Annotated in this window: 13 protein-coding genes and 3 pseudogenes; 15 read left to right on the forward strand and 1 reads right to left on the reverse strand. The window is 35.7% G+C overall.

Features of this window, described 5'->3' with window-relative positions:
• Positions 1–144: 144 nt before the first annotated feature.
• Both ACQKMR_RS26925 and ACQKMR_RS26930 read left to right on the forward strand, forming a co-directional pair.
• Positions 145–473: pseudogene (locus ACQKMR_RS26925) on the forward strand (DMT family transporter).
• Between the two features lie 35 nt (positions 474–508).
• Complete coding sequence (locus ACQKMR_RS26930) at positions 509–829, forward strand: DMT family transporter (protein ID WP_427700018.1); 321 nt, start codon at positions 509–511, stop codon at positions 827–829.
• An 836-nt stretch (positions 830–1,665) separates the two neighbouring features.
• Here ACQKMR_RS26930 and ACQKMR_RS26935 read toward each other — a convergent pair.
• Positions 1,666–1,797 (reverse strand): hypothetical protein, encoded by a 132-nt coding sequence (locus tag ACQKMR_RS26935; RefSeq protein ID WP_427700019.1) that lies wholly within the window; start codon positions 1,795–1,797, stop codon positions 1,666–1,668.
• Between the two features lie 686 nt (positions 1,798–2,483).
• Here ACQKMR_RS26935 and ACQKMR_RS26940 point away from each other — a divergent pair.
• The 13 genes and pseudogenes from ACQKMR_RS26940 to ACQKMR_RS27000 all read left to right on the forward strand — a co-directional run bounded on the left by ACQKMR_RS26940 (position 2,484) and on the right by ACQKMR_RS27000 (position 14,547).
• Positions 2,484–3,341, forward strand: a complete 858-nt coding sequence (locus ACQKMR_RS26940) for a PhzF family phenazine biosynthesis protein (protein WP_427700020.1) — start codon at positions 2,484–2,486, stop codon at positions 3,339–3,341.
• Between the two features lie 128 nt (positions 3,342–3,469).
• The gene (locus ACQKMR_RS26945; RefSeq protein ID WP_427700021.1) at positions 3,470–4,867 is read left to right on the forward strand and encodes an IS1182 family transposase; all 1,398 of its coding nucleotides are present in this window, start codon (positions 3,470–3,472) and stop codon (positions 4,865–4,867) included.
• Between the two features lie 264 nt (positions 4,868–5,131).
• Complete coding sequence (locus ACQKMR_RS26950) at positions 5,132–6,352, forward strand: M20 metallopeptidase family protein (protein ID WP_427700022.1); 1,221 nt, start codon at positions 5,132–5,134, stop codon at positions 6,350–6,352.
• Positions 6,353–6,431: 79 nt separating this feature from the next.
• Positions 6,432–7,256: a DUF3100 domain-containing protein gene (locus ACQKMR_RS26955; protein ID WP_427700023.1), complete on the forward strand. Its 825-nt coding sequence runs from the start codon at positions 6,432–6,434 to the stop codon at positions 7,254–7,256.
• A gap of 21 nt (positions 7,257–7,277) precedes the next feature.
• The gene (locus tag ACQKMR_RS26960; RefSeq protein WP_427700024.1) at positions 7,278–7,721 is read left to right on the forward strand and encodes a hypothetical protein; all 444 of its coding nucleotides are present in this window, start codon (positions 7,278–7,280) and stop codon (positions 7,719–7,721) included.
• 527 nt (positions 7,722–8,248) lie between these two features.
• A complete protein-coding gene (locus tag ACQKMR_RS26965) occupies positions 8,249–8,614 on the forward strand; it encodes a DUF4440 domain-containing protein (RefSeq protein WP_427700025.1) in 366 nt (121 codons plus the stop codon).
• 1,605 nt (positions 8,615–10,219) lie between these two features.
• A complete protein-coding gene (locus ACQKMR_RS26970) occupies positions 10,220–11,002 on the forward strand; it encodes an SDR family NAD(P)-dependent oxidoreductase (RefSeq protein ID WP_427700026.1) in 783 nt (260 codons plus the stop codon).
• 138 nt (positions 11,003–11,140) lie between these two features.
• The gene (locus ACQKMR_RS26975) at positions 11,141–12,283 is read left to right on the forward strand and encodes an acyl-CoA dehydrogenase (protein ID WP_427700027.1); all 1,143 of its coding nucleotides are present in this window, start codon (positions 11,141–11,143) and stop codon (positions 12,281–12,283) included.
• Positions 12,284–12,341: 58 nt separating this feature from the next.
• A complete protein-coding gene (locus ACQKMR_RS26980; RefSeq protein ID WP_427700028.1) occupies positions 12,342–12,470 on the forward strand; it encodes a hypothetical protein in 129 nt (42 codons plus the stop codon).
• A 253-nt stretch (positions 12,471–12,723) separates the two neighbouring features.
• Positions 12,724–13,035 (forward strand): annotated as a pseudogene (locus ACQKMR_RS26985) (electron transfer flavoprotein subunit alpha/FixB family protein); the annotation flags it as partial.
• Positions 13,036–13,155: 120 nt separating this feature from the next.
• Positions 13,156–13,421, forward strand: a pseudogene (locus tag ACQKMR_RS26990) (biotin carboxylase N-terminal domain-containing protein); the annotation flags it as partial.
• Positions 13,422–13,707: 286 nt separating this feature from the next.
• Entirely contained in the window at positions 13,708–13,860 is a 153-nt protein-coding gene (locus tag ACQKMR_RS26995; RefSeq protein WP_427700029.1) for a hypothetical protein, read from the forward strand.
• Between the two features lie 465 nt (positions 13,861–14,325).
• A complete protein-coding gene (locus ACQKMR_RS27000; RefSeq protein WP_427700030.1) occupies positions 14,326–14,547 on the forward strand; it encodes a cupin domain-containing protein in 222 nt (73 codons plus the stop codon).
• Positions 14,548–14,998 lie beyond the last annotated feature (451 nt).

A 14,998-nucleotide genomic window follows, 5' to 3' on the forward strand; every position in this document is an offset into this window, starting at 1 on the left:
AAATGCGAAAGATGTCATAAAAGCTGTTTGTACAACGACAACCCTTAAAAATGATGAGAATGGGGTAGCTTATGCGATTTATCGATATATGGAGACCTTCGTGGTTCAAAAATAAGTGTCAATGCCGAAGGAGAGAGCGATAAAATGGCATGGATATATATCATAATGGCAGGACTTTTGGAAATCGTCTGGGTGATCGGTCTTAAATATTCTCACGGATTCACCAAAATTATACCTAGTATAGTAACGGTAGTTATTATAATCTTTAGTTTTTTTTACTTTCAAAAGCTTTACATTCAATTCCCTTAGGGACTGGTTACGCCATTTTTACTGGATTGGGAACGGTGGGAACAGTAGTAACGGGGATGCTTTTTTTGGGAGAGACCATTAATCCACTGAAAGTATTTTTTATGGCTTTAATGATACTAGGAATAATTGGAATAAAAATCAGTCCAGCTCAACCTAAATATTAAAGGAAATGATTTATACAAGGTTAGGGGATGATTCAATGGCTTGGTTTTTTCTTCTTATTGCCGGATTTGCCGAGATTGGTAGTGTTATAAGCCTGAAACGTGCAGACGGTTTTAAAAAGTTGCTCCCCTCTGTAGCGTGTCTTTTTTTTGGGAGTTTAAGCTTTTATTTTCTTTCTTTGTCATTAACTTCTCTTCCAGTGGGGACTGCCTATGCAATATGGACCAGTATCGGCTCTGTTGGAAGCGTTTTAGCAGGAATGATCTTCTTTAATGAACCTAGAAGTTTAAGATTAACCCTATTTATTATGTGTATTATTACAGGGGCTGTGGGTATTAAAATGACTTCTGGACATTAAGATCAGGATTTTGAATGGCAATAAGCAGAAAAAAGGTACGATACCTATGGAGGAGAAGAGAGATGAAGACTATTCAAGATTGGATAAAAGAATAACCTTTAATAAACGAGTTAGTTGCTACAAAGGAAGTGTTATACTGATGTTCACTGGTGTCTATATGTGGTGGTATAAGAAAAAGAACAAGAATAAACGGAAACAGAAAATCGACTCGAGAGCCGTAGCATAAACACACGGCAATGTGAAATCCCTTGTAATCTTATCGCTTATATCCATGTCAAGTAAATTTCAAGAAAAATTATTTACTCAAAACTTGGAGAGTTCGAAGATGTCGCTTTAAAAAAAATTGATAGTTGATTGGTTTGTGAACCGTTTGATTGGATTCTTTTCACTTTAAGAACATGCCTTTTTATAGTTATATCGTTCGTACAGGTACATTTTATGAACAGGAAAAAGCCCTTAATGAAGTAAAAAGGGCTTTTTCGTATTTTTTCGTTTAAGAGTGTTTATGTAAACTAACTTTCTATTTTTTTTTTTAGAAATAAAAGGGTGGGTTAGTTGAAGAAAGAAGTGACCCTTAGATGTCGTAATTGACTCAAGGAGTATGTAAAGTAGCTAAAAAAGAGGATTTGTAAAAATTGAACGTTGATTGGAACGTAGGGCACTCGCTTTCCGCGTGCGGTCCGGGAGCCTCCTCGGCGCCCTTTGCGCCTGTGGGGTCTCCCTTGGACGTGCTTTTCTCGCAGGAGTCTCGCACCTTTCGTTCCAATCCACTTTGTTTTAACATTTAGATAGAGCCCCTTTTGTCTACAAATGAGAGGATATTAAATCCTCTCAGTTTATTTGTCTTTATCTAATTGTTCATCAGATTTTTGGACGATTTCTTTTAATTCTTCAACGTCACCTTTAGCATTTATAATTTCAAAGATTTCATTTAAGCCTTCTGAGGTTTTTTCATCTTCTGTTTTCACTATACCCCTCCTAATTGTTGTTATTTTTAAGTTCTCCAAAAATTAGAAGATAAAACATAATAAGATAAAAAAAGGGTAGGAAAAGTGTTCCAGTTAATAAATAGGAGAGGTTGTAAAGGTCTTATGAAGTTGTTTGAGTTGTCTGTTCTGGGAACATTTCCTAATATTACATCAAAGGCTGCTTTTGCATTTGTAATTTTGCTACCTAATGATCTAGACGTTCACTTAAATAACGCTTCAACCTCAATTCTACATCACTAATTACAACAGCCATAATCTTTACTTCAATTTTTGTATTTCAATTATTCAACTTACAGGTGCGATACTTCAATAACGAAGTGTCGCTTTTTTATGACCTTCTGCTAAAGTAGTACACGTCCTCAAAAAGCATACTCTTTCCTTGTTCGATGAATCGCTTTCATAGCTTTCCTTATCTTGTGCAAGACCGGTCCTCGCGTATGAAACGTTCCGGCCCTCGAGACAATCGTTCCTCAAACATCTTGGCTCTTTTGTTCTCCTTTTTGAACACTCACTTAAAGAGAACAGACTGTAGACAAACTATTTTTGGAGAGTTCAGATGCTAAAAAATAGTTTGTCTCTTGCTTTATAGCAAATTTATCCAACAACATTTATACGTAGTGCTTTCTATGCTACAATTTACTATAAGTGAGGAAGGAAGATGTCTTATGAAAATATCCGTTTATGTTGCAAGTGCATTTAGCAAGGATCATAAAGGCGGAAATAAAGCAGGAGTGGTATTTATTGAGAATACATTGACCACTACTCAAAAAATGGCAATAGCCAAACAACTGGGCTATGCGGAAACCGCATTTATATCAGAATCTGAAATTGCTGATTATAAATTTGAGTATTTTACACCAAAAGAAGAAGTTGATTTATGTGGTCATGCCACAATTGGCTCTTTCGCGATACTGATGCATTTAAATAAACTTTTCAGGAATCGCTATACGATTGAAACGAACAGCGGTGTTCTTACTATTACCATAAAAGATGACATCATATTCATGGAACAAAACAAACCGATATTCTATGATGTTGTATCTCCAAACGAGTTCATCGACTGTTTTGACATTAAAGCTATAGACAATAAATACCCAATTCAAATTGTCTCCACGGGCTTAAAAGATATTTTAATTCCTATAAAAAGCGAAACACGATTACATGCACTGCAACCTAATTTTGAAAAAATTAAAGAAATCAGCAAGTATTATAATGTTGTCGGGATGCATCTATATACTTTTAATGACAATCGAATTATATGCAGAAATTTTGCTCCACTATACGACATCAATGAAGAAGCAGCGACTGGAACTTCAAACGGTGCATTAGCTTGCTACCTTTATGAACAGCACTACTTGCAAAAAGAAGTCTATGTATTTGAACAAGGTTATTCTTTACACTCGCCTTCCGAAATATTAGTTAAATTAGCAGCCAATAGCAAGAATGAAATAGAAAAAGTTTATGTTGGCGGCAAAGGCTATTACTGTGAAACTAAGTGTTTAAATGTAGAAAATATTGAGTGAAAATAAAAAAACACCGAATAAAAAGGTTGAGAAAATAATTTCTCAACCTCAGACTGTAGACAAAGTATCTGATTATTCGATACTTTGTCTTTTTTTCTTGGTAAAATGGAGAAGAGGAGCTGATTTAGATGTTGAAAAAACAAGATATGAGTAAACGAGATCAAATTGGTTTTTATTCTTTAGATGATCCAGTTCCACAGGAACATTTGTTAAGAGATATTGATAAGTATGTTGATTTCAATTTTATTTATGAATTAGTAGAAGATAAATATGATGAAAATAATGGTAGACCTAGCTTAGATCCAGTTTTATTAATCAAGTTACCATTAATTCAATATTTATATGGTATTAAGAGTATGAGGCAAACAATTAAAGACATAGAGGTTAATGTGGCTTACCGTTGGTTTTTAGGATTGGATATGAAAGATTCAGTTCCTCATTTTTCTACCTTTGGTAAAAATTATTCAAGAAGATTTAGAGGCACTGATATATTTGAACAAATTTTTTATGGCGTTTTAGATCAGTGTGTTGGCGCTCAATTAGTAGATACTTCAGAAGTTTTTGTTGACGGAACACACATAAAAGCACATGCAAATAATAAAAAATATGAGAGTACAGATGTAACAGAAGAAAGTTTATTTTATATTAAAAGCTTACAAGAAGAGGTTGAGAAGGATAGAGAAAAACGATTAAAAAAGCCCTTAAAAAGAAAAATAGGAAGTGATTTAAAAGTAAAAAAGAAGAAAGTAAGTACGACAGATAATGAAAGTGGTTGGTTTCATAAGGGAGAACATAAACAAGTATTTGCCTATGCCACACAAGTGGCATGTGATAAAAATGGATGGGTGTTAGGCTATACAACACATCCTGGAAATCAACATGACAGTAGAACTTTTATTTTTCTTTATGATAAATTAAAAAGCCATTTTACTTTAGATAAACTAATAATGGATGCTGGATATAAAACGCCTGGAATAGCACATAAATTATTTGAAGATGATTTAATTCCTGTTTTCCCCTACAAACGACCTATGACTAAAAAAGGATTTTTCAAAAAATATGATTATGTTTATGATGAATATTTTGATCGTTACATTTGTCCTAATATGAAAACTTTAAATTATACAACAACTAATAGAGAAGGTTATAAAGAATATAAAAGTAATCCCAATGATTGTTCGTCTTGTCCATTCATTACCTCATGTACAGAATCAAAGAATAAAACTAAGTTAATTATGAGACATTTATGGGAAGATGAAATGGAACGATGTGAGGATATCCGTCATTCCCTTGGAATGAAACAACTTTATGGAATTAGAAAGCAAACAATAGAACGATTATTTGGAACAGCTAAAGAATTTCATGGTCTTCGCTATACGAATATGATTGGTAAAGAAAAAATGCACATGAAAATTGGGCTTACTTTTGCTTGTCTAAATATAAAAAAATTAGCAAAAATCCTGAAATTAAGAGACCAAAAGGACTCTATTTTTTTTGCCTATTTCTGTGTTTTAATTCAAAAATAGAGAAATAGATAAAAAAACAAACACATTATTTAATTGAACAATGTGTTTGTCTTCAATCTGAAAGAGAATAATGTTTTTTTGTATTTTCAATATTTACAGTTAATATTTGAAATGGTAGGATAACAATATCTATTGAGAATTATCAAATTATATGGTTTTTTCAGAAAAAACATTTTTTTATTATAATGAAAGTTTTTCTAACAAAAATATTATTATTATAGTTAGAATATTTTGTGTTTATTTTTCTATAGGGGATGAATGATGATGAGTATCAAAAAAATTTCAAAATCAATAAAGTCTACTGAAATAGTAGAGCAAACATCTGGAATATATGAAGAAGCTGTGAGATTAAGAAGAATGATCCATGAAAATCCTGAACTTGGATTTGAAGAGTATAAAACGGCTGAAATTATTGCGAATTATTTAAAAGAGCTTGGAATTGAAGTGACAACCGGGGTAGCTAAGACTGGTGTTGTTGGTATTCTTCGTGGAGATAAAGAGGGGCCTGTGCTTGCATTACGAGCTGATATTGATGCTTTACCTATTCAGGAGAAAACAGATGTAAGCTACAAATCTAAAAATCCTGGGGTTATGCATGCTTGCGGACATGATATGCATACCGCAATGTTACTATCTGCCGCTAATATTTTATCTCAAAATAAGCAACATATTGCGGGTACGATAAAATTCATTTTTCAACCTGCTGAAGAGATGAAGGGCGGAGGGATAATGATGGTTGAAGAAGGTGTATTAAGTAACCCTACCGTTGACCATGCTTTTGCTTTTCATGTTTGGCCTGAGTTAGCAACTGGAATTTATGGTTTTAGAAATGGTGCGATTATGGCAAGTATGGATTCTTTTGATGTTGTTTTAAAGGGTAAACAAGGTCATGGGGCAGCACCCCATCAAGGAGTAGATGCTATTGTGGGTGCTGCTCATGTTGTAACAGCTCTACAAACAATTGCTAGCAGAGAAACAGATCCAGTAGATTCTGTTGTTATTACCATTGGAACAATTGAAGCGGGAGATGGCTATAATATCATTCCTGAAAAAGCTAGTTTTAAAGGAACTGTACGAACACTTAATGCGAACACTCGTAAGGAAGTGGCTGCAAGTATTCAACGAATTATTGAAGGAGTAGCTTCAGCACTTAAATTAGAAGTTGAAATAAATTATAACTTTACAGTGGGGTATCCTGTTACAATGAATGATCCAAAATTTAATGAACATGCTGCTGCTATTGCTACTGATTTATTTGGAGAAAACTCAGTGCAGTGGTTGACTAAACCAAGTATGGCAAGTGAAGATTTTGCTTTCTATTTAGAAAAAGTCCCGGGTACATTTGTCTTCTTAGGAGTAGGAGAAAAACCAGAGGATCCGATGAAGCTGCATAGTGACGTATTTTTACCAGATGAAAAAGCGATGATCCAAGGGATTTCCCTTATCGTAGGACTAGTTATAAATACTACTGAAAAAATTCAATAAGTTAAAAAATAATAAGCAAAAATAGTGTTGGTTTACCTTTTTAGAATCAGCATAACTTGTAGAAAAGGAGTGTAATAAAGTGCAAGAAAATTCTCTGCGTAGTTGGAAAATTCATTTATTTGTTTTGATATTAGTCTGTGTTACAGAATTTATTGGCGTAAAAACGTTTAACATTGGGATTGGAGCCATTGCATTATTTCCAATGTTGTATGCATTAATTATCGGAGCAATTATTAGTTTACCTTCTTTAAAAATTTTAAAAATGAAGGAAATGAATGTAGCGGCCAATATTTTAGGAATTTCATTCATGCTTTTTGTAGCCAAATTGGGAATGTTAATGGGGCCTTCATTGCCGAAAATATTTGATGCTGGGATTTCTTTAGGATTACAAGAAGTGGGACATTTCGCAGGGACAATCCTATTAGGTTTACCAATTGCTTTATTACTTGGAATGAAAAGAGAAGCAGTCGGTGCTACTTTTTCAATCGATAGAGAACCTAATTTAGCCATTATTGCTGAAAAATATGGCTCGGATTCACCAGAAGGACGGGGAGCACTAGGCGTATATGTTTGTGGTACTTTGTTTGGGGCTTTATATCTGTCAGTGTTAGCAAGTTTTTTGGCTCAAACTGGTTGGTTTCATCCAATTTCACTAGCCATGGGTGCGGGTGTAGGTTCAGGTAGTATGATGGCTGCCATGTCAGGAGCATTAGCAGTTATATTCCCAGAATCCGCAAAGGATATCGCAGTTTTTGCTGGTGCAGCTAACTTAATTACAACAATTTTAGGAACGTATATATGTGTATTCTTTTCTCTCCCTTTTACAAACTATTTATACAAAAAATTAGAACCTATTTTAGGGCGGAAGTCAAAAAAAGATCAAATGAAAAATATTGGAGCATAGGACATAAAGGGGAGATTTTATATGAAAGATAAAATATTGACTTTTATAATTATTGGAGTAATAGCTATTATGGGAAATTGGGTTGGATACAATGTTTCACCTATTGACGCATTACCAGGTATGATGATCATTGTTGCTGTTACGATATTAGGATTCTTTTTCGCAAAAATCATCCCTATTAAACTACCAATTGTTGTTTGGGTTTCAATGTTAGCATTATTGATTACAACACCGATTTTTCCAGGAAACGCATCAATCATAAAAGTAACGGAACAAGTTAATTTTATGGCCTTAGCAACACCTATTTTGGCGTATGCCGGCCTATCTTTCGGGAAAGATTTGAAAGAGTTTAAAAAATTAGGATGGCGTATAGTTGTTATTTCACTAGTTGTATATACAGGAACATTTTTACTGTCAACTCTTGTTGCAGAAATTGGTTTTAGATTAACTGGTAAATTTCATTAAGTTTTCGTGATCGAGCTACTCCGTATTTGACTTAAAACCAAGGAAACGAAATATCGAAAAGAGTTTATGGCGATATTGAACGTATATTGAAGGTGTCTTAGCTGTATGAGATGCCAATAGAGGTCAAACCTTAATCGGTTATGCCATTATCGAAGGCGTCGAAGTAGGACATGTTGTCGACGTCTACTAATGGGAAGCACAGTTTTACCTTAATATTAATAGCTTAAAAAAATGCCCGATTCTAGATGTGATGGAATCGGGCATTTTTTATGCAAAGTAAGCAATAATTTCTCCAGCAAAAACTGATGTATTAGCTTCCTGCGCTTGGTATCTAATTCCCGATGGATATGATATATGAATAACAGTATATCATTCGCAATATAATCTTTTAAACATCAATGTAGACAGAGGTTTTCGGCTGTTTAGTTAAGTATTTTCCTAAGAATATTTCATATTATTATAGAAAAAAACCTCTACAAAATAAAAGCAAAGAATCAACTTCAGAAATTAAAAAGAGGACTGGGAAAATGGAGAGTAAATCTTCGTTAAAAGAACATTTGTGTCAATTGGAGGAAAATTTGTTAAAACCTGAAATCCGTACATCTCCTGAAGAACTTTCAAAATTGTTGAAAGATGATTTTTTTGAGTTCGGAAGTTCAGGTAACGTATGGTATAAAGGGGATTGCATTGGAGACGAGGGGATTGGCGTTGGAACAATGACATTAAGTAATTTTGAAATACATCAATTGTCTGAGGATACAGGGTTAACTACCTATCGAATTTATAATGAAATAAAAATGGAACATACATTACGAAGTTCAATCTGGAAATATAGAAATGGTAGATGGCAAATGTTTTTTCATCAAGGTACAAAAACAAAATCACCCCTTTAATCTTATTCAACTAAACGGCGCAATTGTTCATAAAAGAGCTGTGAGGATCACTCTTTTTCTAATACAAAATAAACGGGCAGGAGAGTTGAATTAATGGAAACTTGCCCCTTTTTAAACTATATAAAATTTTTTATGGGATTTGGGAAAATTCTATGCTTAGAAATAGCTACTAAAGACATATCAAAAGGTTCTGCCAATTCTGATTCAAACCATCCTGAGAGGCAATAAGACGAACAATTTTCTTCGGGTTGCATCAGCCTAGGCGTGGAAATTAAATAAACAATAATAAATCAACCATTGGGTTAAAGAACAAATTCTCTTTCACTCTAATTGTCATAAAACTAGGGTTCATAGGGGTACAGTCAGGAAAATTGGATTTACAACGTTGAGGAAGTTAATTTCTGACAGTACCCCTTAATTTATATGAACAAAGGCTAAAAAAGCAGACTAACCCGTTAAATGAAATAGAGTGACGGATCCGATTTATTTCTTTTGTAATATTTTCAGAAGTGATTATTTGGGGTTTGGATTTTCGTTGACGGGGGTAAGTCTACTCTTTACTGGGGCTTTGTCTTTTTATTTAGAAGTAGATCTAGAGATCATCGAAGTAGCCCTCCTGTTATCCTGAAGTTCCTTTTTAATATTATTAATACTTACATACAAATTAAAATCTTTAATTTTATTTAATTTTAATTTATGAGTATACTTAGTGTAATATTATTTTGAATATTCAAAATAATAGGCGTTCTAAGCCTCCTATGTGAGTAAAGGGGGGGGGAATCATTTAATGAGTTATAACTTAAACGAAAATCTAAAAAGAAGCGAAGTAATTTCCCAGAAAGTATCGTGCAATTGGATATGGTTATAGCTTCCAAGTAACTTCTTTGGTTATGCTCGTAATCAGATTATTGTTTTGGACCATTGTCCGTCCTGCGAACCAAGGTCAAACAGCGATAGAACCTGAGGAACAAGTTATTGTATAAAAATCATTAATAGGTGAATCAAGGAGGGAAATAAACGATGTGTAAAAATGAAAAGGCCGATTCTGAGATGGATTGTTGTGTATTGTGTCATGAAGAGTTAGCTATTATGGAGCGAAATCGCAGTAAGTGCTGGAGTTGTCAGGATAAGATATCCGAGACTTACGCTGATGATCATATTGAAGTGGAGGATTAAGGAAATTAGTTAGTTTCATAACATGATTTGAGCTGTAAAAGGGCCTTCTTATTTTCGGAGGTCCTTATTTATTTTTAGGCTATGTTAAACATAATTGTTGATTTTTCAAACTATGTTGATTGGAGCGGAAGGCACGAGGCTCCTGCAGGAGTGGCAGGTCAGAGGAGAGACCCCACAGGCGATCTGCGCCGAGGAGGCTACACACTGCCCGCGGAAAGCGAAGTGCCTGTAGCGGAAATAACAGGCAAGTTTAACAAAGCCTATTTTTAAGGCTCTAGATTTTTGTATATAAACATTACTTACTTACAGATTAAAAATTTTAATTTTATTTAATTCATACTTATGAATATAATCATTAACATAATAATATTTTTAAAATTTTTAATATTCCAACTCAATAGATAATAATACTAGGAGGAATAATGATAAATGACAGCAGAGACGGTTTTGATTACTGGTGCTACAAAAGGGATTGGATATGAATTCACAAAAGTTTTTGCAGAGCATTGTTATAACTTAGTATTAGTTGCCAGAGATTCGGCGTTGTTGGAACAACAAACCGAGAGTTTAAAAAAGGAATATGGCGTGCAAGTGAATACTTTTGCCGGCGATTTGAGCAGCCATACAACGGTAGAGAGCTTGCATCGATACCTGAAAAGCGAAGGAATCGATATCGATATTTTGATTAATAATGCTGGAGCTGGCGGATTAGGGTTGATGACGAAATTGGATATTCAAAAAGAAATGGAATACCTGCAGCTCAACATGATCTCGCTCACGTATTTAACTAGACTTATTGCGGATGACATGGTGAAACGAAAGCAAGGTAAAATTTTAAACGTGGCTTCAACAGCAGCCTTTCAGCCAACTCCACGGATGTCGATGTATGGGGCCAGCAAATCTTACGTCTTATTCTTTACGGAAGCAATTGCGGAAGAACTTAAAGGAACCGGAGTTCAAGCTTCTGTATTATGTCCCCCTTCTACCAAAACGCCGCTGACGCAAGGGTTGGCTTCAACAAGAACAAAAATTTTCATTAAGAACTTAATAGAACCGCAAGCTGTTGCCAAGTGCGGATTTGAAGGGTTAATGAAGAATAAAACTGTGATCATCCCAGGCTTTAAAAATAAACTCATGGCTAAATCTGTGGGATTGCTGCCAAGGAAATGGGTAACCATCTATACCCGAAAGCTTATCGAACAAAAAGTGTAAATGGCATTAAAGTCCTATCCTTGAAAGGTTGGAGTTTATAAAAGTATTATCTTTATAGATTTACGATGGCAAATAGCTTACATAGTTTTTCAGAAGATATCTTGTTTGGAATAACAAAATCAAAAAAGGGGACTAATGATGAATTTTTTATTATCTAAGGAACATCTAATGATGCAAAAAATGGTGCGAGAGTTTGCTCTAAACGAATGTGAACCTACTGCTGCTCAACGTGATGAAGAGGAATACTTTGATATCAAGATTTGGCACAAGATGGCGGAACTTGGTTTATGCGGCATTCCTTGGCCAGAAGAGTACGGAGGTGCAGGTGCCGATTACTTGAGTTATGTAATTGCGGTGGAGGAATTGTCTCGGGTGGACGCTTCAATTGGGACCACACTTTCCGCACATACATCGTTAGCCGGATGGCCGGTTTACAAGTTTGGAACGGAAGATCAAAAGCAAAAATATTTGCGGGCCATGGCGGAAGGAAAAAACATGGGTGCGTATTGCTTGACGGAATCTGGATCCGGATCTGATGCCAGTGGAATGAGAACAACAGCCGTTCTAGACGGAGATGAATGGGTCTTGAACGGATCGAAGATTTTTATCACCAACGGAGGCTATGCCGACACTTATATCGTTTTCGCACAGACCAACTCGGCACTAAAGCATAAAGGCATTACTGCGTTTATTGTGGAAAAGGGCCTCCCAGGTTTCTCTGTAGGAAAGAAGGAAAAAAAGCTGGGCATTCGCTCTTCCGCCACGACAGAGGTCATTTTTGAGGACTGCCGCGTTCCAAAGGACAATCTTTTGGGCCAAGTGGGTGAAGGGTTCCAGATTGCCATGATGACTCTCGACGGCGGTCGGAACGGAATCGCTTCCCAAGCTGTTGGAATCGCTCAAGGAGCATTTGATAATGCTGTAGCATTTGCAAAGGATCGCGTCCAATTTGGCAAACCGATTAGCTCACTTCAAGCTATTCAATTCAAATTAGCCGATATGGCCACAAAAATCGAAGCTGCCCGTTTATTGACATATCAGGCAGCATGGCGTGAGGATCAAGGAATTCCTTACGGACTTCAATCTGCAATGTCCAAACTATTTGCTGGAGACACCGCCATGGAAGTAGCGGTGGAGGCTGTTCAAGTATTTGGCGGATATGGATACACAAGGGAATACCCGGTAGAACGATATATGAGAGATGCTAAAATCACCCAAATCTATGAAGGGACGCAAGAGATTCAGCGTCTTGTTATTGCCGGAAATCTGCTTAAAGCATAGTAAAAACTCAAAATTAACGAAAACAGGAGTGTAATCTATTAAAAAGAGGCGAATGGGCTTGTCAAACGTGAAAGATTTTCTTGGGCATGAGTTAGAGCCTTACAGCATGGCAGTGGAAAAAGGAAAAATAAAGAAATTGCGATTGCAACAAGGGATGATAACCCAATTTTCTACAGCTTGGAGTTAGCTAAGGATGGTGGGTATGATGGTATTCCTGTTCCGCTCACTTTTTTTGCAAATCATTGATTACCATGGCGGTTATGGCTTTCAAGAGAAAATGGAGGTATGTTAGCAAAGTGGAAGAGGAAAAGGCTGACAACGTAGTTGTGGGTGAAGTACAGGCGAAAAACAGAAGGTGACATAAAAGTCTCTGGGATTTTTGAAGCGGTTTTGCCATCAAGCGATTTCTAAATCCAATCTTATAGCTCGTTGCTGACCGAAAGGATGGAACACAACCGCTTCAGGAATTGGCGGATGTGCTAGGTAGGGCGGTAGGTGCTGAATACTGGGATTATTCACTTTAAATCGGACAGACGGGAAAAGTCGTTAACCCTGATTTGTACATTGCCTGCGGAATTTCAGGTGCCATTCAGCATTTAGCCGGAGTGTCTAACTCTAAAGTTGTCGTTGCGATTAACAAAGGTCTCGAATCCCCTATCTTTCAAGTAGCGTACTACGGTATTGTGGGGGATTTGTTTGAGGTGATCCCGCTTCTAACGAAAGAAATTAAAAAAGTACTAGTAAATTCTTAAAAAAATTCGGGATAGAACATGAATTACTCCTGATTAATAAGTGCATCTCTTCTCCATAAAAATCTGCTATCAATGGAGTGATTGATAGACAATAATAAACTTTTGGAAAGGAAATCGTATATGTTTAAAAAGGTTCTTATTGCTAATCAAGGAGAAATTGCAGTCCGTGTGATTAGGGCGTGTAAGGAAGTGGGGATATCTACGGTCGCTGTATATTCTGAAGCAGACCGTGAAGCTCTATGTACGTCTAGCAGATGAAGCCTACTGCATTGGACCACACCTATCATCTAAGAGCTACTTGAAAAATGACTAATTTATTAATTGTTGCTCAAGTATCACATGCAGATGCTATCCATCCTGGCTATGGATTTTTAGCGGAAAGTGCATAATTTTCTAATATATGTATTAAAAACGATATCATTTTTATTTAGGGCGCAATTCTGCAGTAAGAATTGCGCTCTTTCTTTGTGTATAGGGCCATTTTGTTGAAGAAGGATATTTCTTATTTTCAAAGAATACAGCGTTGCCGCTTGGTCCACATACCCTTGTTATATCCTCAAGTGACCTAGCCGGCAATAGGGGGAGCAAAACTGTTCACTTTCAGAAAATGGCCATCATCGACTCCTTAAAGGCGTTGATAACACGCTTTGTCGATAGTAAATGGATCCGACAATGCTGGAATTGCCAATAGCCTGGAGTCTAAAGGCAAACAACGATTTGAACAGCTTTATGAATGAAGTGAAGGCGCAAAGCGGGAAGCAAATTTCAAATGAAGCTGCAACCTATTTGCTGAGAGACGCTCAATATGTGTTGTCACAACAATAGCGTATTTATGAAAAGATAGAGGAAACGGATTCCAGCATGGCTCGAGTTATAAATAAAACAGACTACCAATTGTATGGTCGTCTGTTTGTCTATTGGGGAAAAAGCTAATCTAAGATATACCGGAAAGCAGGTCCGAATTTTGGGAATAAAAATTGGACGAAGGCATTATCGGTGGCGAAATATGGTTTGAAAAAGGGTGTAATTTACCTCCAATCAGTACTAAATGATCAAAAAGTAATTGAAATCAGAAAACAGTATCCTGAAATGTTATTAAAAATGAATTTTACAGCAGTGTAGAATTTAATTGCTAAAAATTATGAGGTTAGTAGAAGTACAATTTCAGATATATTAGAAAAACAGATAGAAAACAGGTAACGTTTTCAGAGTATTCAAATACTAGTTACGAAATCATTTCAAATCCCAAGAAAGATTTTAAAATTCTTGCTGTATCCATGGAACCAAAAAGTGATTATAAATATATCTCAAGACTTTCCTAGTAATGAAATCGCCTTAATATGTGAAGGGGAAATGGAAATAGTAGTAAACAACCAAGATTATATACTAAATGAAGGAGACACTATTTATTTAGAAGCTGGATGTACCTATAAATACCGTAATGCTGGCGATACCAAATGTGTAGGAATATTCGTAATCCAAGGGATAGAAGGGGTCAAGCCAACATTTTGACGAAAATATGATTTTTTAGATAAAATGCTCGCTTAAAATACCCCATAATTTTGGGGTAATTGCTTATTACTAATTAGCAACCTGCAACAGCCATCTTAACAGTGAAAGCCGTAACTACTTCGAATGTAAGAATAGAAGACATTCCGTATTTGGGCCTGTTAGTTTTCCGATTTTTGTTACCGATTCCCTTTAAGTAGCTTTGAAACAAAGTTTGATCAAATTAATACAAAAAACCTTGATAAATCAACAAATAGAAAGAGCATGTTTTGAAAAAAGAATAATCAAAACATGCCCTTATAATATTTAATTAGATTATTCTTTTATAAAAAAGATTGATCATTTTTGTGTTCCTAAATGATACAGATAGGTAAGGGTTTGAAATTATCGCTCCCTTTTCCCCCTGTTCACACCGTAGGTGCGACTTTCACCGCATACGGCGTTCCAACTAATC

Origin of the sequence: Peribacillus sp. NPDC096540 (genome assembly GCF_050278525.1) — a bacterium.
Taxonomy (GTDB): domain Bacteria; phylum Bacillota; class Bacilli; order Bacillales; family DSM-1321; genus Peribacillus.